Here is a 21,548-nt window from a genome sequence, read left to right on the forward strand (position 1 = left end):
GACCCCTGTGGCAAGTTCTCGATGCGGATCGAACTGCTCACTCTTTGAACAGATGCGTGAAGGCCCGACTGACGGGTAGCCTCACGCCCTGATGTCTGAGGACGACTTCCATCCGCTCAGCGTCGACTCTCTGCGCAACGGCGATGGCTTTGACGTTCACGATGACGCTGCGGTGGATCTGCCAGAACTGTCCATCGGGCAGTTCGCTCACCAGATCCTTGATCGGTGTGCGGATGTAGGCTTCATGGTCGATCAGAACAACCCGCGTGTATTTGGTGTCCGACTGGAAGAACAGTACTTCATTGACGTCAATTAATTTGATCTGTTTGCCCACCGTCGCTTTGATCCAGGTAAGTTTTGCCGCTTTTGGGACAGGGACGGCAGCTTTGAGTTGAACCAAGATGCTTTGCAATGCTGCCGGGGGGCTCGCCAGCTTTTCTTTCAGGCGAAGTACCGCTTTCTCCAGGCGCGACGCATCCACGGGCTTGAGCAGGTAGTCAACCGCTCCCGCTTCAAAGGCGCTGACGGCGTATTGATCGTAGGCCGTGACAAACACGATATGTGCTGCGCTGTCGATGCGCTCGGCTACCTCAAGTCCCGACAAGCCCGGCATTCGAATGTCGAGGAACACCACTTGAGGCTCATGCTCAAGGAAGGCGTCCCAGGCGTCGTTGCCATTCTCTGCCGCAGCGATCACCTGCGCTTGTGGCCAACTTGCGCGCAGCATGGCCAGCAGGCGCTCGCGCATCAAAGGTTCGTCTTCGGCGATGAGGATTTTGGTTTTCATGGAGCAACTCCTGGCAACGTGTCGGGCAATCGGATCGCTGCAATCGAGCCTTGCGGTTCCTGGGGTTCCAGGGTGAAGGACGCCGCGCCACCATAGGTCAGCCGCAGGCGCTCTTGAACGTTGGTCAGGCCCACACCGACTCCGGGGGTCGTGGCCAGCCCCACACCACTGTCCCGGACTTGTATCCCTATGTCCGAATCAAGTCGCTGAGCCCGAACTTCGATGGTGCCACCGCGCAGCGCTGGCTCGATCCCATGTTTGATGGAATTCTCGACCAGCGTCAGCAGCAGCATGCTCGGAATGCTGACCTCGGCAAGATGAGCTGGCAACTCCAGCGTGAACACAAGCCGGTCTGCCAGACGCGTTTTCATCACTTGCAGATACGCCTCGATCAAGCTGAATTCGCTGGCCAGCGTGACCTTGTCCGTGCGCATGTCGCTGAGGCTGGCGCGTAGGAAGGTGATCAAGTGGGCGGTCAGACTGGCCGCGGCCGGACATTCCACCTGGGCCAGTTGTTGCACTGCTCCCAGCGTATTGAAGAGAAAATGCGGTTCGATTTGCGCTTGCAGCAAATGCAGACTTGCCTCGCTCAGCTGTCTGGCCATCCGGTCTTGCTGCGCCTGCAGCTCAAGTTGCCTTGTCAACAGCTCGTATTCACGGTTGCGCCACCCGGCTACCACGCTGTGAATCAATGTGAAGACAAGTCCAACGCCAAACCCAGCAAACAACACAATGGATCCAATTTTCTCCAGTGATGCGAAGATGGGCTTGCCGTCCACCAGGGCGACCGTACTGGCACCAGTCAAAGCCCCCAGCGAAGCCAGGCCTGTCGCGACGAGGAAGGGGCGCAGGCCAGGAGGTGGCAGGCGACGGTAATTGAACCACACGCTGAACAGGCCAAAACCCAGCGACAGGCCCAGCAGGTTGCTGAGCACGAGCGACTCTCTCAAGCTGAACTTGGCTGGAACGAGCAGATGCACGGCCGCGCCCACCAGGCAAAAAAGCAGCAACCACTTGGCAAGTGCCAGGTAGCCCTTGCGGCCGCGGTAGGCGACCGAGAACTCGCGCAGCTGCCGGCGTTCGATGACGGACATTTTGGCAAGCTTTTCGGCGGTACGCCGACGGTAGCCGGGCGGTGCTTTGGGTGCCAGTGACGGGTCGGCCAACACCGCCAGAATCTCATCCTCCCACGATCGATGCCAATTGATCAGTCGATTCAACACAACCCACCTCCTGGCTCTTTGATGCCGATGTTTCGCAACTCCGAAGTCTACAAAAACCGGGTGTTGGTCGGTTCCAGAATGCGATGAATGGCGAGTCTGGCGATCTGGTGCACGATTGGCGAGGATGGCCGCCTGCTCGGTCACCCATTCAGGCACTGTTTCTCTCAAATCATCGGAGCAAACCTTGGCTTGACCACTTGGACCGGATCACTCAAGAAAACACTCAATGTGTGCGGGCGCGCAGGCGCGCTGCGGCCTCGCGCAGGCCGGCCTCGGTGGCGTCCCAGCCCAGGCAGGCGTCGGTGATCGACACGCCATAGCGCAAGTCTTTTGGGTCCGCCAGCTTCTGGTTGCCCTCGAAGAGGTTGGATTCGAGCATCACGCCCTTGATGGCACGATTGCCGTCCACGATCTGTCCCACTACGTCTTTCAGCACCAGGTTTTGCAAGGCGTGATTCTTGCGCGAGTTGGCGTGGCTGCAGTCCACCACGAGGTTGGTGGGCAGCTTGGCGGCCAGCAGAGCGCTGGTGGCCTCTGCCACCGCGACCGAGTCGTAATTGGGCTGGTTGCCACCGCGCAGGATCAGGTGGCCATGCGCGTTGCCACGCGTTTGCGTCAGCGCCACCTGGCCTTCGCCGTTGATGCCCAAAAAGGTGTGCGGTTGCGCGGCAGACAGCATGGCGTTGACCGCCACATCCAGGCTGCCATCGGTGCCGTTTTTGAAACCCACCGGACTCGACAGCCCACTGGCCATCTCTCGGTGCGTCTGGCTCTCGGTGGTGCGTGCGCCAATGGCGCTCCAGGCAATCAGGTCGCCCAGGTACTGTGGCGTGATCGGGTCGAGCGCCTCGGTGCCACAGGGCAGGCCCATGGCATTCAGGTCGACCAGCAAGCGGCGCGCGATGTGCAGGCCCTCTTCGATGTGAAAGCTGTCGTCCATGCGCGGGTCGTTGATCAGGCCCTTCCAGCCGACCGTCGTGCGCGGCTTTTCGAAATACACCCGCATCACCACAAACAGCTGGTTGTGCAGCTCGTCAGCCAAGCCCTTGAGCCGCTGCGCATACGCCATGGCCGCCGCTGTGTCATGGATCGAGCATGGCCCCACCACCACCATCAGCCGGGCATCCTGCCCCTGCAAAATGCGCGCGACGGTATAGCGTGCACTGCTCACAGTGCGCATGGCGGCGTCGTTGGCGGGCACCGCGTCGTGCAGTTGCGAGGGCGGTAGCAGCGTTTGCTGCGCCAGCACATTGAGGTTTTCGAAGGCGTTGGGAAAGGTCATGATTTATCGATAAAAATGGGCTCTAGCCCATATTCTAATTGCGCAACCAGCTATATTTATGAAAGTGATTGGCTAGCTGGACGTGCCGGTGGCACCCGCACCCAGGCCTGCAGACCACCCCCCGGGCGGGCCGACAGGTTGACCGTCCAGCCGTTGGCCCGCGCCAAGGCGCGCACGATGGCCAGGCCCAGGCCGGCGCCACCGGTGGCTGGGCTGCGCGAGTGCTCAAGGCGGACAAAGGGCTCAAACATGGCCTCCATCTTCTCGGCGGCAATGCCTGGTCCCCGGTCGAGCACACCCATATGCAGCGCACCGTCTTCAAGCTTGGCCACCAGGTCCAGTGGGCTACCCGGCGCGTAGCGCTGCGCGTTTTGTAGCAGGTTACCCAGCACCCGCTGCAAGGCGGTGGCCGCCACGCTTACATTGCGCACCGGGCAGTCCAGCTGCACCGGCTGCGCCGGGGTGTCAAAGTCGCTGGCCAGTTGCCGCAGAAACTCAGCCAGGTCCAGCACGCGCGGTGGCTCCTGGCCCAGACCGCGCGCCAGCGTCAATACATCGCCAATCAGCTGGTTCATCTGCGTGATGTCGCGCTCGATGCGGTCGATCAGCGCAGCATCGGGTGCCTCGCGCAGCATCTCCAGCGCGAGGCGCATGCGTGCCAGCGGCGTGCGCAGGTCGTGCGAGACCCCGGCCAGCAGGGTGGTGCGGGCACTTAGCAGGTCTTGCACCTGCTGCGCCATGGCGTTAAAGCGCCGGCTCAAGGCCACCATCTCGCGCGGCCCGGTCTCGGGCAGGCGCTGGCCCAGATTGCCCTGCCCAATGTCGGCGCTGGCGGCTTCGAGCCGCGCCAGCGGGCGCGTCAGACGCCGTGCCAGCCAGACCGCCACAGCCAGCGCCAGCGCCAGTCCGGCGACCAGGGCGACGACAAAGGCGGTAACGGGCTGGCTATCCACCCGGTTGTCTGCCAGCCCCACGCTCAGGTACCCTTGGCCCACCGGCACTTGCGCCCAGTACCAGGTGCCTGTATCGGTGGCCTCGCGGCTCAGGTGCTGCGCCCGCTGCAGCCGTTGCGCCAGTGCGTCTTCAAGCAGGTAGAAGTACGGTGGGTGCCATTCGTCGCGGGCCGGGCCTGGCGGGTCGCTGCGCAAGGCCAGGGCATGTTTGTTGAACAGCTCCACCTCAAAGGCAGCGCGGGTTTGCGGTGGCAATTCGGCCCAGGTCTGGGCCGAGAGCACCATCAGCCCGGCCAGATCGTCCGCGGAGCGCCGGGCCAGCGGCAGCAGTACCCAACCGACAAACACCGCCATCACCAGCAGCTCCATGGCCACAAAGGCCAGCGCCAACGCCACGGTGTTCTGGCGCGCCAGGCTGGGCTGCTGGCTCCCGCCGCGCATCAGGCGTCGCTGCCTTTCGGGTTGAACAGGTAGCCCTCGCCGCGCACGGTGCGGATGTAGGTGGGCGCGGCGGGGTCGGCTTCGATCTTGCGGCGCAGGCGCGTGACCCGGTTGTCGATGCTGCGGTCAAACGGGTCGCGGTCATAGCCACGCAGCATGTCCACCAGGGTGTCGCGCGACAGCACCCGGTTGGGGTGCGCCACCAACGCGGCCAGCAGGTCGTATTCGGCGCTGGTCAGGCTCAGCTCAGCGCCGTCCTTGAACAGCCGGTGGCCCAGCGTGTCGAGCTGGTAGGGGCCAAAGCGCGCCAGGGCAGGCTCAGCGCTTTGGGGGACCACCACCGGTGTTTGCCCCCGGCGCAGCAGGGCGCGCAGGCGCGCCAGCAGTTCGCGCGGGCCAAAGGGTTTTGCCAGGTAGTCGTCAGCACCCACTTCCAGGCCAATCACCCGGTCGAGCTCTTCACCGCGCGCCGAAAGCATCAGGATCGGGACCTGAGAGCTGACGCGCAGCGCCCGGGTGAGCGACAAGCCGTCTTCGCCGGGCAGCATCAGGTCGAGCACGATGGCATCAGGTGCGCGCGCCGCCAACTCAGCGCGCATGGCCACGCCGTCGGCGGCCACCGCCACCGAGAACCCGTTGCTGCCGAGATAACTGCGCAGCAGCTCAAGCAGGTCGGGGTCATCGTCGACAACCAGAATGTGAGGTGAAATCAGAGAGTTCATTGCATACGCCTTGCGTGCAGTTTAAGGCCGTTATTCGCGGTGTAATCGCTCAGGCGCAGTGCCGATGACACGCTGCGACAAACCGATACACAACGCGGCCAAACCGACATTCTGATGAGACACCCCTGACGCACCATACACCTACCCGAAAACAACATCACCATGAAAGCCCGTACTTCCATCTTCTCATTGCTGCTGCTGACCGCAGCGACTGGCGCGTTTGGCCAGGTGGCACCCAAGGCGGCTGACCCCAGCCTGCCGCGGCCGCTTAACCTGTCGGTACGCAAACCCGTCGCACCGGTGACAGATCCGGCCTTGCTGCTGCTTGAGTCGGTCACCCCGACCCAGGCTACACAAGGCGCGGTTGTCGGCGGCAATGAAGATGCAGGTGCAGCGGCGCTGCCCTTTGGGGCTGGCTTTGAGAGCCGGCAACTGGGCAACGGCGCTGGTAGCACCGGAGCAGGTAGCTCTGGCAATGCAGGCGGCGGCAGTGGCGGCGGCAGTGGACGGGGCGGCTCCGGCCGTGGGCGTTAGGCCTTTTATCAACCTGTTTGGAGTGTCATCATGAAATCAATCTCTTATCTCTCTATCGCATTGGTCACCACTTTGGCCATCGGCACAAGCGCTTTTGCACAAGGTCCTGGCGGCGCACGCCAAGGTGCTGCAGCACAAACCCGTTCGGCCACCGCTGGTCAGGCCGGCGTGGGCACAGGCACGGCAACCCAGGCACAGCTGCACACCCCTGGGACCGGGTTACTCGACCCGACACTGGCCGTGGGTCGCCAAGGTAACGCCGGCACACCGCGCGGTATCCATACGCCTGGCACCGGGCTGGTGACGCCAGTCGGCAACTGAGTTCCAGGTACTCCGCGCCTGCCTGGTCACCGGGACCGGTGCCGGGTGGTGGGTCGGGCCGAGTCGGCCCGACCCCAATCGCATTCTTTGAAAGTTAACAATGAAAATCTCAATCCGATCATTCACGCTGGCTTTGTTGGTGGCAGCAACGCTGGCAGCCTGTGGTGGTGGTGACAGTGACAGCTCGACGAGCGGACCACCCTTGCTGGTGGACGCCGAGGGCAACAGCACCTTTGACAGCACCGCCCTGGGCAGTTCGTTGACCATTTTGCCCATCGAGAGCCTGAGTGCTGCCGAGTCGGCATCGCTGGTTTTTATGCGCGAGGAAGAAAAACTGGCGCAGGATGTCTACACCTATCTGGCCACACTGTGGGGCGGTCAGACGCGCGTGTTTGGCAATATTGCTCGCAGTGAGGCCACACATACTGAGGCGGTACGCCAGTTGCTGGCAAGGTACGCTCTCATCGACCCAGCCTCAACCCTGGCTGCAGGGGTCTACGCCAACACCACCTTGCAGGGCCTTTATACCCAGCTGGTGGCAGCGGGAACGCCATCACTGGTTGAGGCCCTTAAAGTGGGGGCAGCGATTGAAGAAATTGACATGATTGACCTTAACAAGGCACTGCTCGACATTGACAATCAGGATATTGTGTTGGTGTACCAGAGTCTGCTCAAAGGGTCCCGCAACCACCTGCGCGCCTTCGTCACCGCGTTGACGGCCCAAGGCGTGATTTATGTGCCCCAGTACATGGCGCTGGCCGACTACCAGACCATCATCAGCACGCCGATGGAGCGCTAGGTTCAGTGCTCAAATCAGCCGCACCCGTTATTAAAGCCTCGAGTTTGAGGACGGTTGCCCAATTGCGTGTTGTCACGCCCTTGCCGGCCTTGCCCAGCAAGGCTTCGCCGGCTTTGCTTTGGAGCAGCCCGTTGGGACAGTGCAGGTAAGCCGCCTCATCGCCGATCACAAAGCGCTCAGGCGTCTGCACCAGCGGCTCGATGGCGTGCAGGTGCTGCAGTGTCTGGCGGTCCGGTGCGAAGGCCACAAGGAATCTTGCGTGCTCTTCGGCGGGAAGCTGCATTGGATTGGCGCGAATGATGGCCGAGAGCTCAGCCGCCGACTTGACGATGGCCGTCGGGCTTAGCTGCAGTTGGTCCCGAATCGCCGCACCTATGCGCGCCGCGAGCTGAGTTGCAGACAGCTCCTGACTGCTAAACACGGCATTGCCGCTGTTGAGCACTGTCTTGACCTCGGTACAGCCCAGGCCCTCAAGGATTGCCTTGAGCGCGGCCATCGGCAAGCGCTTGCCCTTGCCAACGTTGACACCCCGAAGCAGCAAAACGAAACGGGGCATGCGTAGGCGGGCCAACTGAGGCGTTAAGCGTGTGTTAGTGCTTCGTCAAGCAGCTCGATCCAATGCCGTACCGGCGTGGTGGTGCCGCTTTGCAAATGGGTGATGCAGCCAATGTTGGCCGACACGATCTGCTGCGGCTTGTCGGTGCCAAAGGTGGTGTCGAGGTTGCTCAGCTTGCGGTCGCGTAGCTGGTAGGCGATCTCGGGGTTGAGCACGCTGTAGGTGCCCGCTGAGCCGCAGCACAGGTGCGGCTCGCAGCCCGTGACCCGGATGTTGAAACCCAGTTCGGCCATGTATTTTTCAACGCCTCCGCGCAGTTGCATGCCGTGCTGCAGCGAGCACGGGGGATGAAACGCGATGCGCCCGGCGCTGGCCTTGACCCGCTCGCGCAGGGCTTGGCTCAGCTCGGGCAGCCATTCGCTGATGTCTTGTGTGAGGGCGCTGACACGCTTGGCCTTGGCCGCGTAGGCCGGGTCGTCGCGCAGAATGTGGCCGTAGTCTTTCACCGTGGCACCGCAGCCCGAGGCGTTGATGACAATGCCTTCCACCGCCACCTGGCCCGGCGCGGCCGCGATGTGTGGCCACCAGGCGTCGATGTTGGCACGCATCTCGTCCATGCCGCCGTGGTGGTCGTTGAGGTGAAACTTCACCGCGCCGCAGCAGCCCGCCTTGGGGGCCAGCACCGTCTCGATGCCGGCGGCGTCAAACACCCGGGCGCTGGCGCGGTTGATGTTGGGGCTCATGGCGGGCTGCACGCAGCCGGCCAGCATGAGCACCTTGCGTTTGTGCTGGCGGATTGGCCAGCCGCCAGCGGCCTGTTTGGCCGGCACCTTGTTCTTCAGGGTGGCGGGCAGCAGTGGGCGCACCAGCTGGCCCAGTGCCATGGCGGGTGCAAACGCGGACGACGGTAAACCTTCCTTGAGCGCCCAGCGCAGGGCCCGCTCGCTGGTGGGGCGTGGCACCTGCTCGTCAACCAGTTTGCGGCCAATGTCGAGCAAATGGCCATACTGCACGCCGCTGGGGCAGGTGGTTTCGCAATTGCGACAGGTCAGGCAGCGGTCGAGATGCTGCTGGGTTTTTCGTGTGGGTGGCACGCCTTCGAGCACCTGCTTCATCAGGTAGATGCGTCCGCGCGGGCCGTCAAGCTCGTCGCCGAGCAGTTGGTAGGTGGGGCAGGTCGCGGTGCAAAAACCGCAGTGCACACATTTGCGCAAAATGGCCTCGGCGGTCATGCCGTCGGCGCTGCCCTGGTAGCGGGGTGCGAGTTGGGTTTGCATGGCAGTTGGGTGAGAGGCCGTGTTAAAGGCCCGGGTACAAGCGCCCGGGGTTGAAGATGCCGACCGGATCAAACTCGGTCTTCAGCCGCTGATGGATCGCCAGCGTTACTGCGTTTTGAGGGTGAAATCGACCTCCAGCACTTATATCTAATGTAGTTTCAGCTTTGAATAAAGTAGCAAATCCGCCTGCCTCAGTGGCCACCTCACGCAGGCGTGCCAGTGCGTCAGGCGGTGTCCATAACCAGCGCTGCCCGCCGTGCCACTCGATCAGTTGCGGCCAGGGCAGGTCCAGCACGGGCGTGGTTTGCGGCACGCTCAGGCGCCACAACGCGTGGCTATCCGCTGGCGTTTTGGTGAAAAACGGCAGGCGCAAGTCGCGGCATGCGGCCCAGTCGACGTCGGCTTGCGCCGTGTCGACAAATCTGCCAGGCAGGTCGTGCGTCATTTTTTTTACCGCCGCGTCCACGGCAGCAGCGGCCCCGCGCAGTCGTACAAACAGCAGCTGGGGCGTGCCAGCGGCGGTATCGTCGCGCACCCAACAGCTGGCATTCAGCGGCAGAGGTTGGCCGCCCCAGCGGTGCAACTGGGCGAGCGCGCGGGCCTGGTCGATCTCAAAGACCAGTGTCGCCTGCGCCGGGGCGATCGGCAGCACCTTGATCGACACCTCGGTCAGTACTCCAAGGCAACCCAGACTGCCGACCATCAGTCGCGTGACATCGTAGCCAGCGACGTTCTTCATCACCTGGCCGCCAAAAGTGAGTTGTTCGCCACGGCCGTTGATGAGTTGCACTCCCAAGACATAGTCGCGCACCCCACCGGCGCTGGCGCGCGCCGGGCCGCTCAGGCCAGCGGCCACCATGCCGCCCACCGTTCCCCCATCGCCAAAACGCGGTGGTTCAAACGCCAGGCATTGGCCCTTTTCAGCCAGCGCCGCCTCCAGCTCGGTCAAGGGTGTGCCGGCGCGCGCTGTCACCACCAGTTCGGTGGGCTCGTAAGCGGTGATGCCGCAGTAGCGGCTGAGGTCCAGCAGCGCGCCGGTACAGGGTTCGCCATAAAAGCTTTTGCTGCCGGAGCCAGCAATGCGCAACGCGGTGTTTTGCGCGGCGGCGGTCTTGATCTGGTCAGTAAGGTGTTGCAGTGCAGCGTCCATGGTGCTCGCTCTTGATGAGGCACCGATGGTAGAGCCTGCTTGGGCGGTGTTGCTTGAATTTTTTGAACGCCACCGTTTCATAAAATTTGCCATCCGGTGGAACCGGGCTTGGTGAAAAGCGGCCTCAACTCGGTCTCGCCGAGAATCACCCCCTGATCATGAAGCTTATTACCCACTTGCGCACCCAGCCCGTTTACGCCTGGGCCGCGCTGTTGCCCGTCAGCTTGGGACTGGCCCTGTTGTTTACTGCCGTGCATTTGCCGGCGGCCGTGTTGTTGGGGTGCATGGCAGCGGGGATTGGGTTCTCAACCCGCGACATCCGGCTGACTGTGCCCCCGGTGGGGTTTGCCATGGGGCAGGGCGTGCTGGGTTGCCTGATGGCGGCCAGCATGAACCCTGCTGCGCTGGCTAAAGTGGCCGCTGGCTGGCCGGTGTTTTTACTGGCCACCAGTGCGGTCATTCTGGCCAGCGCGGTACTGGGTTGGATCATGATGCGACGCCAGGTGTTCCCCGGTACCACCGCGGTGTGGGGTTTGGCGCCGGGTGCGGCCTCGGCCATGGTGCTGATGGCCGAGTCATATGGCGCAGATGTGCGCCTGGTGGCCTTTATGCAGTACCTGCGCGTGGCGGTGGTCACAGCCACGGCGGCCTTGGTGGCCCGAATTTGGTTGCCGGCAGTAACGGTGACCTCCGGCCACTCGGCAGCCTGGTTTTCAGTGCATGACGCGGGACATGTGGCCGCGACCCTCCTGTTGGCCTTGGGCGGAGCCTTGCTGGCGCGCCGACTGCGTCTGCCGGCCGGGCCAATGGTGCTGCCGCTGCTATTGGGCACCGCCTTGCAGTCGGCTGGGTGGCTGGTGATTGAGCTGCCGGCGCCAGCGTTGGTGTTGGCCTACGCCCTGATTGGCTGGAGCATCGGCCTGCGTTTTACCCGTGCCACACTGGGTCATGCCTTCGTCGCACTGCCGCAGGTACTGGCGGCCATCGTGGCGCTGATGGTGGTGGGTCTGTTGCTGGCGGCGGGCCTGGTGTTGCTCACCGGGATCGACCCCTTGAGCGCCTATCTGGCGACCAGCCCGGGTGGCGCCGATTCGGTGGCGGTGATCGCTGCCACCAGCGCAGTGGACGCGGGTTTTGTCATGGCCATGCAATTGGCCCGTTTCTTGATGGTGCTGGTGTTGGGTCCGCAGGTGTCCAGATTTGTCGCTACCCGCAAGGGTTGAGGCGTGAGCATCGATTCAGCGATGTCGTGCACAATCGCAGCACAACTCTGAACCAAATCCTGTTTTTTTTGATGGATCATGCGCATCCTGCTGGCTGAAGACGAAAGTGAATTGGCCAATTGGCTGGTGCGGGCACTGCAACAGGGCGGCTTTCAGGTGGATTGGGTGAACGACGGACGCATGGTGCGGGTGTCGCTCAAGGCCACACGCTACGACGCGCTGGTTCTTGATCTGGGCCTGCCCGGGCTCGACGGGCACGACGTGCTGGCCAACCTGCGTGAGGCCGACCACCGACTGCCGGTGTTGGTGCTGACGGCACGCGACTCGCTGATGGAGCGCGTCAGCACGCTGCGCGAAGGCGCTGACGACTTTCTGGCCAAGCCGTTTGAGTTGGCCGAGCTGGAAGCGCGCCTGCTGGCGCTGATTCGTCGCGCGCGCGGCAGCGAGCACCCGCGACTGGCCTGTGGACCGCTGAGTTACGACCCCAACAGCAAGCAGTTCACACTCAGCCACGATGCCTTGACGCTGACACCGCGCGAGCACGCCGGGCTGCTGGCGCTGATCCAGCACAGCGGCGAGCCGCTGTCCAAACAGGAAATCCTCGACCGGGTGTTTTCTGACGAGCAGGATGTGCACCCCGAGGCCATCGAGGTACTGGTGCACCGCCTGCGCAAGCGCCTCGGACCCAGCACGGTGCGCATCAGCACCCTGCGCGGCTTGGGTTATGTGCTGGAAAACAGCGTGTGAGTCGGCCTGCGCTACGCACACTGAGTCTGCGTCAGCTGCTGTTGCTGCTGCTGGTGCCAGGATTGCTGCTGCTGGTGATGGCCGAGGTATGGCAAACCTGGCGCACCGCAGTGGATGCAGCGAACTCGGCTTACGACCGCTCCCTGCTCGGCGCCATCAAGGCGATTGACGCCAATATCTCGACCGACAGCGGTGGTTTGGCAGTGGAGCTGCCGTACCGGATGCTCGAGTTTTTTGAACTGACAGCCAGCGGGCATGTGTACTTTCGGGTCGGCACCGAAAACGGTCTGGTTGAAATTGGCAATGCTGACTTGCCGTCGCCACCTGCGGTGCTGGTAACCGGCCAGGCGCTGTTCAGCGATGCCGTGTATTTTGACGAGCCGATTCGCGTTGGTGCATATGCCCGCGTGCTGGATCAACCGTTGGGCGGACAGACCGTTGGTCAGCGCCTGATCATTCAGGTGGCTGAGACGCTAGAGTCGCGCCAAGCGTTCACCCGTGCGCTGGTGCTGCAGTCGCTGGCGCGTGATGTGTTGCTGTTGTCGATCGCCATTGGGTTGGTGGTGCTCGCGGTGGGGTGGGCACTGCGCCCGCTGGAGCGTCTTCGCGGTGAGTTGCAGGCACGCGCGGTGCAGGATCTGCGCCCGATTGACACGGCAGGTATTCCAGCCGATGTGCGACCCCTGGTTGAGGCCATTAACTTTCATGTTGAACGCAGTCGACAACATATGGAGGCGCGCCAGCGCTTTGTCGACGATGCATCACACCAGTTGCGCACCCCCTTGACAACCCTGGCAACACAGGTGGGTTTTGCACTGCGCGAGGTGGACCCGGCACAGCAGCGAGAGGCCATGACCGCCATCAAGGCCCAACTTGACGAGACCGTACGCCAAACTAACCAGATGCTGTCTTTGGCTCGTGTGGACAGTGCGAGTGTGGCTTTGGAAACACTGGACGTGACGCCGCTGACTGAGCAGGTGACGCGTGAATGGTGGTCAGAGGCGCGCGCACATGGCATCGACCTTGGTCTTGAGCCCATCGATGGGGGCTTGTCGCTGTCGGTGCATCCAGGTTTGCTGAAAGAGGCATTGTCCAATTTGCTGCACAACGCGATCCGCTATACGCCTGCCGGTGGACAAGTCACCGTCAAACTCGGTCGCAGCGAGCAGCATGGATGGATCGCGGTGTCCGATACCGGCCCCGGCATGCCGCCCGAAGAGCTGGCGCGTGCGGGTGATCGATTTTTTCGCGGTAGTCAGGTCGTGCAACCTGGGTCTGGTCTGGGCTTGGCGATTGTGCGCTCGGTCAGCGAACGCATGGGTGGGCAGCTCGCGATCTGCTGTGGTCCGCAGGGGAGTGGGCTGGTCGCCACGATCCGGTTGCCATTGCCGTAGCTGACCTTGCAGGTGCGGGTTTTCCCTTGTATTTTTGCCGTTTCTCTGAAAGGCGATCGAAAGCCTGCGCTCGATACATTGCGCTTACTGCTGGCGGGTCTGTATGCCCATGACGCAGGAGAATGACCCTCAAACCTCTGGAGACCTCATGAAATTTGCCGTCAAGAAAACCCTTTGTTCCATCGCGTTGACGTGTATGTCCATCGCCGCCCAGGCTGGACCGCTCGACAAAACCGAATGTATTGCCGCCGCCAAACCGGGAGGGGGCTTCGATCTGACCTGCAAACTGGCGCAATCGGCGCTGCTCGAAGGCAAACACATCACCGATCCGATGCGCATCACCTACATGCCCGGTGGCATTGGCGCCGTGGCCTACAACACCATCATTGCGCAACGCCCGGCGGAAGCCAACACCATTGTGGCTTACTCAGGAGGCTCGCTGCTGAATATTGCCCAAGGCAAGTTTGGTCGTTACAGCGAGAACGATGTGCGTTGGGTATCGGCGGTGGGCAGCGACTTTGGCGCGGTGATCGTGGCAGAAAATTCGCCATTCAAGACGCTCAAAGACCTGATTGCCGCCGTCAAGGCCGACCCCACCAAGGTGGTGTTTGGTGCAGGGGGCTCGATTGGCAGCCAGGACTGGATGAAAGCGGCGCTCACCGCACGTGCGGCGGGACTGAATCCCAAGTCGATGCGCTTTGTGGCGTTTGAAGGCGGCGGCGAAGCCATCACCGCGCTGCAGGGCGGCCATGTGCAGGTGTACTCAGGTGACGCCTCCGAGGCTGAAGAGCAGATCAAGGGAGGCGCCAAGATCCGCTTGCTGGCCGTCATGTCCGACAAGCGTCTGGAGGGCCCATTGGCCAGCGTGCCAACCGCCAAAGAACAAGGCATGGATGTGGAGTGGCCGATTGTTCGCGGCTTCTACGTGGGGCCCAAAGTGAGCGATGCCGACTACAAGGTCTGGGTGGACACCTTCAACAAGATGATGGCAACGCCCGAATTCAACAAGCTGCGTGGTGAGCGCGGTTTATTCAAATTTGCGCTGACTGGAACCGAACTGGACGCCTACATCAAGAAGCAGGTCAATGCCTACCGCGGTATGGCTGCCGATTTTGGCCTCAACGTTGCCAAGTAATTCGGGTTGACGACTTGGCCCGCCGGGCCAGGTCTTTTTTACTTCAGGAGATTCTTCCATGAGCGACCGCATTTTGGGCGCGGTGTGTATGGTCGTGGGTGCAGGCATGGCCTGGGCAGCACGCGGCTATGTGGCACCGATTTCTTACGAACCTGTGGGGCCAAGTTCGTTTCCCCTGTTGATGGCAGGCTTGTTGGCTACCGCCGGGGCATGGCTGGTGGTGCGGCCCGGGCCGCATCAATTTGCCATGCCGCGCAGTCATCTCTTGCCGTTCGGCCTGTCGGTGGCCGCTGTGTTCACCTATGCGGGTCTGTTTCAGTTGCTTGGTTTCACCCTGGCCACCACCGTGATGGCCTTGCCCGTGGGTATGGCTTTTGGCGGTGGCTGGAAGAAGTCGTTGGCTGGTGGTGTTGGGCTGGGGTTGGTGCTGTACCTGTTGTTTGACAAATTGCTCGACGTCGTACTGCCCACAGGTGTGCTGTCGTTCATTTTTGGAGGCCGCTGATGGATACATTGCAATACTTGCTGGGCGGCTTTGGTGTTGCCCTGACACCCACCAATCTGATGGTGGCGGCCATTGGTGCCTTTATTGGCACCATGGTGGGCATGTTGCCCGGGTTGGGTCCGATCAACGGTGTGGCTATATTGATGCCACTGGCGTTTGCCTTGCATCTGCCGCCGGAAACGGCTTTGATTCTGCTCGCCGCGGTATACATGGGCTGCGAATATGGCGGACGCATTTCTTCCATTTTGCTCAATGTGCCCGGTGACGCCGGGGCCATCATGACCGCTCTGGATGGGTACCCCATGGCCAAGAAAGGCATGGCGGGCGTGGCGTTGTCGATTTCGGCCTGGAGTTCATTCGTCGGGTCGCTGGTCGCCACGATCGGCATCGTGCTGTTTGCACCCCTGCTGGCGCGCTGGGCACTGGCGTTTGGACCGGCCGAGTACTTTGCGCTGATGTGTTTTGCTTTTGCCTGTATCACCGGGCTGATGGGAGACGCGCCCATGAAGGCGCTGCTGGCGGCCATCATTGGACTGTCGTTGTCGACCATCGGGCTGGACTCCAACTCAGGTGTCTACCGCTTTACCGGTGATAACCTGCATTTGTCGGACGGCATTCAGTTCATTGTGGTGGTGATTGGCGTGTTTTCGATCAGCGAGATTTTGCTGATGCTGGAGATGCATCACAGCAGCGATGGCATGCTCAAGCTCACCGGACGATCGCTGTTCAACTTCAAGGAAATGATGCTGACCCGCTGGACTATTCTGCGCTCGGCTGTGTTGGGGTTCGTGGTGGGCGTGTTGCCCGGTGCGGGCGCCACCATTGCCAGCGCCATGGCGTATTCCACCGAAAAGCGCATGGCCGGTGCCGGTGGTACGTTTGGCGAAGGCGACATCCGTGGTGTGGCGGCGCCGGAAGCAGCCAACAATGCCTCGGCAGCGGGTTCGTTTGTGCCGATGCTGACATTGGGGGTGCCGGGCTCTGGGACCACGGCGGTGATGGTGGGCGCGCTGTCGCTCTACAACATCACGCCTGGCCCGGCACTATTTTCGCAAAACCCGACACTGGTATGGGGCTTGATCGCCTCGATGTTTGTTGCCAATGTACTGTTACTGGTGATCAATATCCCGATGGTGAGGGTGTTCACCAGTGTGTTGCGCTTGCCCAACTGGGCCTTGGTGCCGGGCATTCTGGCTGTCAGCGCGGTGGGGGTCTACTCAGTGCATGCGACCACCTTCGACCTCATGCTGATGTCGACCTTTGGCGTGGTGGGTTTTCTGCTGCGCAAACAAGGCGTGCCCATGGCTCCGCTGATTCTGGGCTTCGTGTTGGGTGACATGATGGAGCAGAACCTGCGGCGCGCCCTGTCTATCACCAACGGTGAACTTGGCATTCTGATCGAGAGCCCGATCTGCAAAGGTCTGTGGTTGGGTGCGGTGCTCATGGTGGTGGTTCCACCTGTCATGAGAATGCTGTCCCAGCGCAAGCCTGTCATGGGTTGATTGCTATAAAAAAGTGGCGATACAGCGCCATGACCGATACGCCGCCGGAGCGCTGCACCGGCGGCGCTTTATTGCTGTCAAACCGGTCCGTCGCAAAAAAAGTTCACCGGCAAACCGGGCACTTCCACCCGCATTGAGAGCACGGAGCCCGACAACGGAAAAGCGGTCAGCTCGGCGGCGCTGCGGTGGTGTCGGGCGCTGGTGAGGTACAGCGTCTTGAGGTCTTCACCACCAAAACACACCATGGTGGGGCATTGCATGGGCACCGGTATTTCGGCCAGCACGCCACCGTCGGGGGCGAACTGACAGACGCGCCGTCCGTCAAACATGGCGACCCAGTAATTGCCCTGGGCGTCTACGGCCGCGCCATCGGGGCGACCCCGGTAAAAACCGTTTTCGGGGTCATCCGGGTCGTTTTCCCATCCTTCAAGTTTTGGCCGGATGCTGGCGAAAACGCTTCGGTTGCTCAGCGTATTGGATGGCAGGTCATAGTCCCAGGACCAGATGGTGTGGCTGGGGGTATCGCTCCAGTAAAAGGTGCGATTGTCCGGACTGAAGGCCAGGCCATTGGCGGTGCTGGCGGGCTGCGCCTTCGGGTCGAGTACACACTGGAGCTGTACCGCACCGCTGCGTGCGTCGACGCAATAGAGGGCGGCATTGGCCTCGGTGCGGGTTTCGTCAATCGTGCCAACCCAGAAGCGACCCAGGGCATCACATTTACCATCGTTGCTGCGGTGGTAAGTCGGGTTGTAGGGCAGCAGGGTCAACAACTCAAGTGACCCACCCCATCGTTTGGCACGGTAAACGCCGTCGCGAAGGGCAATCACCAGCCCGCCATCTCTGGCCGGTGCCATGCACCCCGGCTCGCTGGGCATGGCCCAGGACTCCACCGTACGCATATAAATGTTGGCTCGCAGGATTTGTTTGCCTGAAATATCGACCCAGTACAACATCTGTTCCTGCGGGTGCCAGAACGGTGATTCGCCCAGCGCATAGGTGTCAGAGGTGACGGGTTGCCAGGGGGACGGATTAGGAGTGATCATCGAACAGACTCATAGAAAGTGGAAACAGGCAGATTTTGCTCCTCTGCGTGAATAAAAAAAACCCACCGGGGCTTGCGGCCACGGTGGGTTAACTCTCAAGGAAACAACTTCAGGAGACCAACACAACGAAAAAACGATAACAAATCCTTTGACTTGCGTCGTACCTGGCGGCATTGGCCCGGTACGACGCAGGGGCTTAACGGCCGTAAGCCGATTCGCCGTGGGACGAAATGTCCAGACCTTCGCGTTCCTGCTCTTCGGTGGCACGCAGGCCGATGGTCAAGTCGACAATTTTGTAGGCCACCACCGACACCACACCCGACCAGATCACGGTGATCAGAACCGCCTTGGTTTGCACCCAAACCTGCGACGCGATCGAGTAGTCAGCGGCGCTCACCATCGACGCTGTGACCCAGTCGGCCACATAACCTGGGCCGCCGAGGGCCGGGCTGTTGAACACACCGGTCAGGATGGCGCCCAGAATACCGCACACACCATGCACACCAAACACGTCGAGCGAGTCGTCAGCACCGAGCAGTTTCTTCAGGCCATTCACGCCCCACAAACCCGCAAAGCCCGCCAGGAAGCCGATCACCAGTGCACCACCGATACCGACGTTACCGGCAGCCGGAGTGATCGCCACCAGGCCCGCCACACAACCCGAAGCCGCACCCAGCATGGAAGCCTTGCCACGCATCAGCGCTTCGCCGACACACCAGGCCAGCACGGCAGCAGCCGTGGCACCAAAAGTGTTGATGAACGCCAGTGCCGCGAAACCATTGGCTTCAAGGGCCGAGCCGGCGTTGAAACCAAACCAGCCCACCCACAGCAGCGAGGCACCCACCATCGTCAGCGTCAGACTGTGAGGAGCCATCGACTCCTTGCCGTAACCAATACGCTTGCCCACCATGTAGGCACCCACCAGGCCGGCCACCGCAGCATTGATGTGCACCACCGTACCACCGGCAAAGTCCAGCGCGCCAGACTGCCAGATGTAACCTGCCTTGGCATTCATGGCGTCGACCACGTCTTTGGCAGCGTAAGCGTCCGGACCCATCCAGAACCAGACCATGTGGGCAATCGGGGCGTAGCTGAAGGTGAACCACAGCACCATGAACATCAGCACCGCGCCGAACTTCATGCGCTCAGCGAAAGCACCCACAATCAGCGTCCCGGTGATGCCGGCAAAGGTGGCCTGGAAGGCAGCAAAAACAATCTCGGGAATATAAACACCCTTGCTGAAAGTGGCGGCGTTGGCAAAGCTGCCCGCAGCGTTGTCCCACACCCCGGCCATGAAAAGCCTATCGAAGCCGCCAAAGAACGCACCGCCCTCGGTGAATGCCAGGCTGTAGCCGTAGATAAACCAGAGCACCACGATCAGTGAAAAGGTCACCATGACCTGCATCAACACCGAAAGCATGTTCTTGGAACGTACCAGGCCGCCATAAAACAGCGCCAGACCGGGTACCGTCATCAGGATGACCAGCAGCGTCGAGACCATCATCCAGGCGGTGTCGCCCTTGTTGGGAACGGGTACAGGTGCCGCCGCTGCGGCGGCCGGTGCTGCTTCGCTGGCGGTGGCGGCAGCGGGTGCCGCTGCCACGGCCGGTTGCGCTTCGGCGCTGGCGGGCGCAGCGACTGCGGCAGCGACGGGTTCGGAGGCCGCGGCTGCGGTCTGTGCGATGGATGCGGTGCTGCCGAGCAGCAGGCTGATGCCCAGCGCGAGGGATGCAAGTAGTTTTTTCATGAAGATTCCAATCAGTGAAGGTCAGCCAAGGGGCTTGCTGTGATTTACAACGCTTCCTTGCCGGTCTCGCCGGTGCGGATGCGGATGACTTGTTCAACCGGGTAGACAAAAATTTTGCCGTCGCCAATCTTGCCGGTGCGGGCGGCGGCCTCAATCGCCTCGATCACCTGGTCGACCAGCTCGTCGGCAATCGCGGCTTCGATCTTCACCTTGGGCAAAAAGTCCACCACGTACTCGGCACCCCGATACAACTCGGTATGCCCTTTCTGGCGACCGAAGCCTTTGACTTCGGTAACCGTGATGCCCTGCACACCGATGCCAGAGAGCGCTTCGCGCACCTCGTCGAGTTTGAAGGGTTTGATGATGGCGGTAACTAGTTTCATGATTTCTCCAGGGCTTGGGGCAGGGGATGGATAACGGGTAATCTCAGACCCACAAACGATGCCGGCATGGGTCAGACAAGCCTGTAAAGCAGAGTTCGTGCCAAACTTGCTGCGCGCCAACGGGTCGCTCGAAATACCCGCAACACATCGGGGATACGGTAAGATATCTGTATATAAAAACAGTATGCACCAAGACGGTGCGAATTTGGATGGTGTTGTCAGTTGAAATGCACTGATTTAGCGAGGAGGCGGTATGAGTTTGTCTTTGGTGCAGAGTCGTGCACTGTTGGGGCTGGCAGCCGCGGCCGTGACGGTAGAGGTTCATCTGGCCAATGGTCTGCCCAGTTTTGCCTTGGTCGGTTTGGCCGATATCGAGGTGAAAGAGGCGCGAGAGCGCGTGCGCTCGGCCATCCAGAACAGTGGACTGGAGTTTCCGAACAACAAGCGAATCATTGTCAACCTGGCCCCGGCCGACCTGCCCAAAGATTCGGGACGATTTGATTTGCCGATCGCGCTGGGCATTCTGGCGGCCAGTGGGCAAATCGATGGTGCTGCGCTGGCGGGTTATGAGTTTGCCGGAGAATTGTCGCTGTCGGGCGAATTGCGCCCGGTACGCGGCGCATTGGCGATGAGTCTGGCCTTGCATACCCATCAGGTGGATACGCGCTTGGTGCTGCCAGCCGGCAGCGCGGAAGAGGCGGCACTGGTGCACGGTGCGCAGGTTTACCGTGCGCGGCATCTGCTCGATGTGGTGCAGCACTTTCTGCCGCAGGCCGACTCCTTGACGGCACCGGATGTGAACGCCGGTGGTTGGGCCCGTCTGGAAGTCAGTCCCGGCGTGGCACCGGTGGATTACCCCGATCTGGCCGATGTCAAAGGCCAGCTGGGCGCCCGGCGTGCCCTGGAGATCGCTGCCGCCGGTGGGCACAGTGTGTTGCTGATTGGTCCGCCCGGAGCCGGCAAGTCCATGCTGGCGCAGCGTTTTGCCGGTTTGTTGCCTCCCATGACCACCGAAGAAGCGTTGCAGAGTGCTGCCGTGGCCAGTCTGGCTGGGCGGTTTTCGCTTGACCGCTGGATGCAGCGCCCCACCTGCCACCCGCACCACACGGCCAGCGCGGTGGCCTTGGTGGGGGGCGGTTCACCGCCACGACCCGGAGAAATTTCCCTTGCGCATAACGGCGTGCTGTTTCTGGACGAATTGCCGGAGTTCCCGCGCGCCGCACTGGAGGCCCTGCGTGAACCGTTGGAGACCGGCAGCATCAGCATCTCACGTGCCGCCATGCGGTCCGATTTTCCGGCCCGGTTTCAGTTGATCGCCGCGATGAACCCATGTCCCTGTGGCTACCTCGGGTCGACCCAGATCCGTTGCCGCTGCACGCCTGACCAGGTGGCGCGATACCAGGGCAAACTCAGCGGTCCCTTGCTCGACCGTATCGACCTGCATGTCGACGTGCCGGCTGTCACACCGGTGGAACTGATGGCACTGCGCTCCGGTGAGGGTAGTGCGCTTATTCAGCAGCGTTGCATACTGGCACGCGAGCGGGCGCTGCGCCGTCAAGGCAAAACCAACCAGGGTTTGCAAAGCCAGGAGATCGACCAGCAGATCCGGCTCGACGATGCGGCCACCCAGATGCTCCATGTCGCTGCCACCCGGTTGGGCTGGTCGGCACGCAGTACCCACCGCGCCCTCAAGGTGGCACGCACCATTGCTGATCTTGCCGGCTCAGAAACCACCGCGCTGCAGCATCTGGCCGAGGCCATTCAGTACCGCACCAAAATTTCGGTGCACTGATCTTGTCGACTACAGGGCTGATCCCGCACAAT

Annotated in this window: 21 protein-coding genes; 10 read left to right on the forward strand and 11 right to left on the reverse strand. The window is 61.8% G+C overall.

The features are described 5' to 3' along the window. Positions 1-37: 37 nt before the first annotated feature. The 5 genes from KBF66_RS03890 to KBF66_RS03910 all read right to left on the reverse strand — a co-directional run bounded on the left by KBF66_RS03890 (position 38) and on the right by KBF66_RS03910 (position 5,408). On the reverse strand, positions 38-787 hold the full coding sequence (locus KBF66_RS03890; protein ID WP_296652498.1) for a LytTR family DNA-binding domain-containing protein: 750 nt from the start codon (positions 785-787) through the stop codon (positions 38-40). Then, positions 784-2,010, reverse strand: coding sequence for a histidine kinase (locus tag KBF66_RS03895; RefSeq protein WP_296652501.1), 1,227 nt, complete (start codon positions 2,008-2,010; stop codon positions 784-786). Before KBF66_RS03895 ends, KBF66_RS03890 begins: the two co-directional genes overlap by 4 nt. Positions 2,011-2,233: 223 nt before the next feature. Then, complete coding sequence (locus tag KBF66_RS03900) at positions 2,234-3,292, reverse strand: 3-deoxy-7-phosphoheptulonate synthase (protein WP_296652504.1); 1,059 nt, start codon at positions 3,290-3,292, stop codon at positions 2,234-2,236. A gap of 56 nt (positions 3,293-3,348) precedes the next feature. Next, positions 3,349-4,686 (reverse strand): ATP-binding protein, encoded by a 1,338-nt coding sequence (locus KBF66_RS03905; protein WP_296652507.1) that lies wholly within the window; start codon positions 4,684-4,686, stop codon positions 3,349-3,351. Beyond that, positions 4,686-5,408: a response regulator gene (locus tag KBF66_RS03910; RefSeq protein ID WP_296652509.1), complete on the reverse strand. Its 723-nt coding sequence runs from the start codon at positions 5,406-5,408 to the stop codon at positions 4,686-4,688. The genes KBF66_RS03905 and KBF66_RS03910 overlap by 1 nt, the downstream gene beginning before the upstream one ends. A gap of 162 nt (positions 5,409-5,570) precedes the next feature. On the opposite strand from KBF66_RS03910, the gene KBF66_RS03915 reads away from it, so the two are divergent. From KBF66_RS03915 to KBF66_RS03925, 3 genes are all read left to right on the forward strand, one after another. Beyond that, on the forward strand, positions 5,571-5,942 hold the full coding sequence (locus KBF66_RS03915) for a hypothetical protein (RefSeq protein ID WP_296652511.1): 372 nt from the start codon (positions 5,571-5,573) through the stop codon (positions 5,940-5,942). Positions 5,943-5,972: 30 nt separating this feature from the next. Then, the gene (locus tag KBF66_RS03920; protein WP_296652515.1) at positions 5,973-6,263 is read left to right on the forward strand and encodes a hypothetical protein; all 291 of its coding nucleotides are present in this window, start codon (positions 5,973-5,975) and stop codon (positions 6,261-6,263) included. 100 nt (positions 6,264-6,363) lie between these two features. After that, a complete protein-coding gene (locus KBF66_RS03925) occupies positions 6,364-7,062 on the forward strand; it encodes a DUF2202 domain-containing protein (protein ID WP_296652519.1) in 699 nt (232 codons plus the stop codon). Here the strand turns inward: KBF66_RS03925 and KBF66_RS03930 are convergent. From KBF66_RS03930 to glcE, 3 genes are read right to left on the reverse strand one after another with little or no spacing between them, the layout of a single operon-like run. Beyond that, positions 7,040-7,618 carry a DUF1697 domain-containing protein gene (locus KBF66_RS03930; protein WP_296652521.1) on the reverse strand — a complete coding sequence of 193 codons (579 nt, stop codon included), beginning with the start codon at positions 7,616-7,618 and terminating at the stop codon, positions 7,040-7,042. The genes KBF66_RS03925 and KBF66_RS03930 overlap by 23 nt on opposite strands. Before the next feature lie 23 nt (positions 7,619-7,641). Beyond that, complete coding sequence (glcF, locus tag KBF66_RS03935) at positions 7,642-8,895, reverse strand: glycolate oxidase subunit GlcF (protein WP_296652525.1); 1,254 nt, start codon at positions 8,893-8,895, stop codon at positions 7,642-7,644. Between the two features lie 22 nt (positions 8,896-8,917). Beyond that, entirely contained in the window at positions 8,918-10,045 is a 1,128-nt protein-coding gene (glcE, locus tag KBF66_RS03940; RefSeq protein WP_296652528.1) for a glycolate oxidase subunit GlcE, read from the reverse strand. Between the two features lie 158 nt (positions 10,046-10,203). Here glcE and KBF66_RS03945 point away from each other — a divergent pair, with 158 nt between their 5' ends. From KBF66_RS03945 to KBF66_RS03970, 6 genes are all read left to right on the forward strand, one after another. Next, a complete protein-coding gene (locus KBF66_RS03945) occupies positions 10,204-11,268 on the forward strand; it encodes an AbrB family transcriptional regulator (protein ID WP_296652530.1) in 1,065 nt (354 codons plus the stop codon). 78 nt (positions 11,269-11,346) lie between these two features. Next, positions 11,347-12,015: a response regulator gene (locus KBF66_RS03950; protein WP_296652533.1), complete on the forward strand. Its 669-nt coding sequence runs from the start codon at positions 11,347-11,349 to the stop codon at positions 12,013-12,015. Continuing rightward, a complete protein-coding gene (locus KBF66_RS03955) occupies positions 12,012-13,409 on the forward strand; it encodes a sensor histidine kinase (RefSeq protein ID WP_296652536.1) in 1,398 nt (465 codons plus the stop codon). Before KBF66_RS03950 ends, KBF66_RS03955 begins: the two co-directional genes overlap by 4 nt. Positions 13,410-13,605: 196 nt before the next feature. After that, entirely contained in the window at positions 13,606-14,544 is a 939-nt protein-coding gene (locus KBF66_RS03960) for a tripartite tricarboxylate transporter substrate binding protein (RefSeq protein ID WP_296652592.1), read from the forward strand. Positions 14,545-14,602: 58 nt separating this feature from the next. Further along, positions 14,603-15,049: a tripartite tricarboxylate transporter TctB family protein gene (locus KBF66_RS03965; protein WP_296652539.1), complete on the forward strand. Its 447-nt coding sequence runs from the start codon at positions 14,603-14,605 to the stop codon at positions 15,047-15,049. Next, positions 15,049-16,551 carry a tripartite tricarboxylate transporter permease gene (locus KBF66_RS03970; protein WP_296652544.1) on the forward strand — a complete coding sequence of 501 codons (1,503 nt, stop codon included), beginning with the start codon at positions 15,049-15,051 and terminating at the stop codon, positions 16,549-16,551. The genes KBF66_RS03965 and KBF66_RS03970 overlap by 1 nt, the downstream gene beginning before the upstream one ends. Positions 16,552-16,628: 77 nt before the next feature. Here KBF66_RS03970 and KBF66_RS03975 read toward each other — a convergent pair whose 3' ends face one another. The 3 genes from KBF66_RS03975 to glnK all read right to left on the reverse strand — a co-directional run bounded on the left by KBF66_RS03975 (position 16,629) and on the right by glnK (position 19,724). Continuing rightward, positions 16,629-17,594: an SMP-30/gluconolactonase/LRE family protein gene (locus tag KBF66_RS03975; protein WP_296652548.1), complete on the reverse strand. Its 966-nt coding sequence runs from the start codon at positions 17,592-17,594 to the stop codon at positions 16,629-16,631. Between the two features lie 196 nt (positions 17,595-17,790). After that, a complete protein-coding gene (gene amt, locus KBF66_RS03980; RefSeq protein WP_296652552.1) occupies positions 17,791-19,341 on the reverse strand; it encodes an ammonium transporter in 1,551 nt (516 codons plus the stop codon). Between the two features lie 44 nt (positions 19,342-19,385). After that, complete coding sequence (gene glnK, locus KBF66_RS03985; protein WP_296652555.1) at positions 19,386-19,724, reverse strand: P-II family nitrogen regulator; 339 nt, start codon at positions 19,722-19,724, stop codon at positions 19,386-19,388. Between the two features lie 253 nt (positions 19,725-19,977). On the opposite strand from glnK, the gene KBF66_RS03990 reads away from it, so the two are divergent. Next, positions 19,978-21,516: a YifB family Mg chelatase-like AAA ATPase gene (locus KBF66_RS03990; RefSeq protein WP_296652560.1), complete on the forward strand. Its 1,539-nt coding sequence runs from the start codon at positions 19,978-19,980 to the stop codon at positions 21,514-21,516. Positions 21,517-21,548 lie beyond the last annotated feature (32 nt).

The sequence above is a fragment of the Rhodoferax sp. genome (assembly GCF_018063565.1).
Lineage (GTDB): Bacteria > Pseudomonadota > Gammaproteobacteria > Burkholderiales > Burkholderiaceae_C > Rhodoferax.

Bases quoted from the DNA above. Each gene is read 5' to 3' on its own strand.
- KBF66_RS03890 (WP_296652498.1), bottom strand. From the start codon at position 787: ATGAAAACCAAAATCCTCATCGCCGAAGACGAACCTTTGATGCGCGAG.
- KBF66_RS03900 (WP_296652504.1), bottom strand. From the start codon at position 3,292: ATGACCTTTCCCAACGCCTTCGAAAACCTCAATGTGCTGGCGCAGCAA.
- KBF66_RS03905 (WP_296652507.1), bottom strand. From the start codon at position 4,686: ATGCGCGGCGGGAGCCAGCAGCCCAGCCTGGCGCGCCAGAACACCGTG.
- KBF66_RS03910 (WP_296652509.1), bottom strand. From the start codon at position 5,408: ATGAACTCTCTGATTTCACCTCACATTCTGGTTGTCGACGATGACCCC.
- KBF66_RS03915 (WP_296652511.1), top strand. From the start codon at position 5,571: ATGAAAGCCCGTACTTCCATCTTCTCATTGCTGCTGCTGACCGCAGCG.
- KBF66_RS03920 (WP_296652515.1), top strand. From the start codon at position 5,973: ATGAAATCAATCTCTTATCTCTCTATCGCATTGGTCACCACTTTGGCC.
- KBF66_RS03925 (WP_296652519.1), top strand. From the start codon at position 6,364: ATGAAAATCTCAATCCGATCATTCACGCTGGCTTTGTTGGTGGCAGCA.
- KBF66_RS03930 (WP_296652521.1), bottom strand. From the start codon at position 7,618: ATGCCCCGTTTCGTTTTGCTGCTTCGGGGTGTCAACGTTGGCAAGGGC.
- glcF (WP_296652525.1), bottom strand. From the start codon at position 8,895: ATGCAAACCCAACTCGCACCCCGCTACCAGGGCAGCGCCGACGGCATG.
- glcE (WP_296652528.1), bottom strand. From the start codon at position 10,045: ATGGACGCTGCACTGCAACACCTTACTGACCAGATCAAGACCGCCGCC.
- KBF66_RS03945 (WP_296652530.1), top strand. From the start codon at position 10,204: ATGAAGCTTATTACCCACTTGCGCACCCAGCCCGTTTACGCCTGGGCC.
- KBF66_RS03950 (WP_296652533.1), top strand. From the start codon at position 11,347: ATGCGCATCCTGCTGGCTGAAGACGAAAGTGAATTGGCCAATTGGCTG.
- KBF66_RS03960 (WP_296652592.1), top strand. From the start codon at position 13,606: ATGTCCATCGCCGCCCAGGCTGGACCGCTCGACAAAACCGAATGTATT.
- KBF66_RS03965 (WP_296652539.1), top strand. From the start codon at position 14,603: ATGAGCGACCGCATTTTGGGCGCGGTGTGTATGGTCGTGGGTGCAGGC.
- KBF66_RS03970 (WP_296652544.1), top strand. From the start codon at position 15,049: ATGGATACATTGCAATACTTGCTGGGCGGCTTTGGTGTTGCCCTGACA.
- KBF66_RS03975 (WP_296652548.1), bottom strand. From the start codon at position 17,594: ATGATCACTCCTAATCCGTCCCCCTGGCAACCCGTCACCTCTGACACC.
- amt (WP_296652552.1), bottom strand. From the start codon at position 19,341: ATGAAAAAACTACTTGCATCCCTCGCGCTGGGCATCAGCCTGCTGCTC.
- glnK (WP_296652555.1), bottom strand. From the start codon at position 19,724: ATGAAACTAGTTACCGCCATCATCAAACCCTTCAAACTCGACGAGGTG.
- KBF66_RS03990 (WP_296652560.1), top strand. From the start codon at position 19,978: ATGAGTTTGTCTTTGGTGCAGAGTCGTGCACTGTTGGGGCTGGCAGCC.